This window comes from Priestia sp. P5_B4, from assembly GCF_056400385.1.
Window position 1 is genome coordinate 1 of sequence record NZ_JBFULJ010000528.1, and the last position, 2642, is coordinate 2642.

At 40.3% G+C, this 2642-nt stretch carries 3 protein-coding genes; all 3 read left to right on the plus strand.

The window, feature by feature from the left end:
* On the plus strand, positions 1-1681 hold a 1681-nt coding region (locus tag AC1DRF_RS22445; RefSeq protein WP_477741727.1), incomplete at its 5' end, for an acyl-CoA dehydrogenase family protein.
* Between the two features lie 11 nt (positions 1682-1692).
* Complete coding sequence (locus AC1DRF_RS22450) at positions 1693-2454, plus strand: SDR family NAD(P)-dependent oxidoreductase (protein WP_477741728.1); 762 nt, start codon at positions 1693-1695, stop codon at positions 2452-2454.
* 29 nt (positions 2455-2483) lie between these two features.
* Positions 2484-2642: enoyl-CoA hydratase-related protein (locus AC1DRF_RS22455; RefSeq protein ID WP_477741729.1), on the plus strand; the 159-nt coding region annotated here is incomplete at its 3' end.

A 2642-nucleotide genomic window follows, 5' to 3' on the forward strand; every position in this document is an offset into this window, starting at 1 on the left:
CCGTATGATTGCTCAGACAGCAAAGCAGTTTATTGAAAAAGAAGTAGACCCTTACCATAATGACATTGAGCAGCAGGATTTTAATAAAGTAGTAGAATTGATGCATAAAGCAGGCGAGCTTGGACTTCTTGCTCACAGTATTCCAGAAGAATATGGAGGACTAGGTCTTGATAAAGTAAGCAAAGGACTCGTCGGTGAAATCATTGGCCGGACAAGCGGATATGGAGTCGCTCATTCTAATCATACATGCATTGCGACACTTCCTATTACGTATTTTGGCACCAAGAAGCAAAAAGAAAAATACTTGCCTAAATTGGCAAGCGGCGAATATATTGGGGCCTACTGTTTGACAGAGCCAGAAGCAGGTTCTGATGCTCTTGCAGCCCAAACAAAAGCCGTATTAAATCCTGAAAAAACGCATTATGTATTAAATGGAACGAAGCAGTACATTACCAATGCAGCCTTTTCAGATACGTTCATCACGTATGCAAAAGTAGAAGGTGAACATTTTACCGCTTTTATTGTAGAAAAAGGTTTTGAAGGACTGTCTCTCGGGCCAGAAGAAAAGAAAATGGGAATCAAAGGATCGTCTACTCGTCCAGTTATTTATGAAGATTGTTTAGTACCCGTAGAAAACGTACTTGGACAAGTAGGAAAAGGTCACTTGATTGCGTTGAACGTCTTAAACCTCGGACGTTTTAACTTAGGTTCTGCATGTATGGGCGCAGCGAAATATGCGTTTGAACTTGCTTTAGCTTATACAAAAGAACGCAAGCAGTTTAAAACAGCTATTGCGGAATTTAATGCTTCAAAAGAAAAAATAGCAAAAATGGCGGCTCGTATTTTTGCATCTGAATCTATTCAGTACCGTACAGCCGGTTTACTAGAAGAGGCGCTTGGTGGCTTATATGAAAGTGAAAATCATAAGTTAGTAGCTAAACAGCTGGCTGAATTTGCAATGGAATGTTCAGTTTGTAAAGTGTACGGGTCGGAAACTCTTGATTTAATTGCCGATGAATCGCTGCAGCTTCATGGCGGCGCGGGGTTTATTCAAGAATATAAAATAGAACAAGTATATCGTGACTCACGCATCAATCGTATTTTTGAAGGTACAAATGAAATCAATCGCCTTTTGCTTCCAACTCAGCTTCTAAAAAAAGCAGACAAAGGAGAAATAGAGCTGAGCAAACAAGTAGAAGATGCTGTTAGTGAATTGATGAGCGGTCAGTGGGAAATATCTTCAAATGAACTTCTAGCAAGAGAAAAGCAGGCGGTTATTACCACAAGACATTTATTTCTTGCTTTGTTAGGAACAGCATTCCAAACGTTTAAAGCCAATCTAGCACAAGAACAAGAAACGCTGATGAAGCTCGCAGAAATTGCTATTGGACTATTCGMTATGGAGTCATCTGTGCTGCGCGCGGAAAAAGCCGTGAACAAAAATGGAKAAGAAAAAGAAAAGTTAAAAAGCAAGCTGTCAGCAACGGTTGTTAGTGAAACGCTCTTTGAAATTGAAAAGCAGGCTCGACAATTAATAAACGGGATGTTAACGGGTGAAAAACACCGACAGTACCGCACAATTCTTGGAAAATGGATGAATGATTTGCAAAGTGAAGGAGAGTTCACGCGCAATCGAGACATCGCCCGTGAATTTATCGACAGCGGGCGATATGTTGTATAAGGAGGAATATTATGCGTTTTGAAGGGCAAATAGCTGTTATTACAGGAGCTGGAAGCGGCATTGGAGAAGCGACCGCTCAGAGAATGGCGAAAGAAGGAGCTCGCGTCATTCTTGTCGGGCGAACGAAAGAAAAGCTAGTACAGACTGCATCGGCTATTGACGCACGGTGTGAACGAAAATGCACGGATATTTTTCCAGCTGATGTAACGAAAGAAGAAGACGTCAAAGAGCTGGCTGAGTTTATAAAAGAAAAGTACGGGCAAATTCATTTATTAATTAATAACGCAGGCGGATCAGTTAATTCAACAATCAAAGAAACAACGCTTGAACAGTGGAAACACGTGCAGGACGTCAACTTAACAAGCGTATTTCTTGTCACAAAACATTTGATTCCTTTTTTAACTGAAGAAATAGGAGGAAATCGATCTATTGTTAACATCGCTTCTCTTTCAGGACATAAAGCCGGGGCACAAATTCCTCACTACAGCGCTGCTAAAGCTGCTTTAATTAACTTTACAAAAGCAATGGCGTTTGAGTTAGCATCTCACGGAGTCAGAGTAAACTCTGTGTCTCCTGGATTCGTAGAAACACCTTTAACGCAGCCTGGACTTGAAAATGAGCGCTTCACTAAGGCAATCGAAAATAATACGGCTTTAAAACGTGTAGGTAAACCAGATGAAATTGCAAACATTATTGCTTTTGCAGCGTCTAAAGAGGCTTCTTATATGACAGGAAGTGATTTATTAGTAGATGGCGGGTGGCTTATCGTTTAATGCAAAGTAAAGAGGAGGGAATCGGAAGTATGAGTGATTTAGTAGTAGAAAAGCAGGGGACTATTTTATCTTTAACGTTAAATCGGCCGGATCGTTTAAACGCATTCAGTGAGGAAATGATTGAAAAGTTAACATCTGAAATAAAACAGGCGCAAAGCGATGAGTCTATTAAAGTAGTTATATTAAAT

Excerpts from the sequence above, each read along its gene's own strand:
- AC1DRF_RS22450 (WP_477741728.1), top strand. The coding sequence starts at position 1,693 with ATGCGTTTTGAAGGGCAAATAGCTGTTATTACAGGAGCTGGAAGCGGC.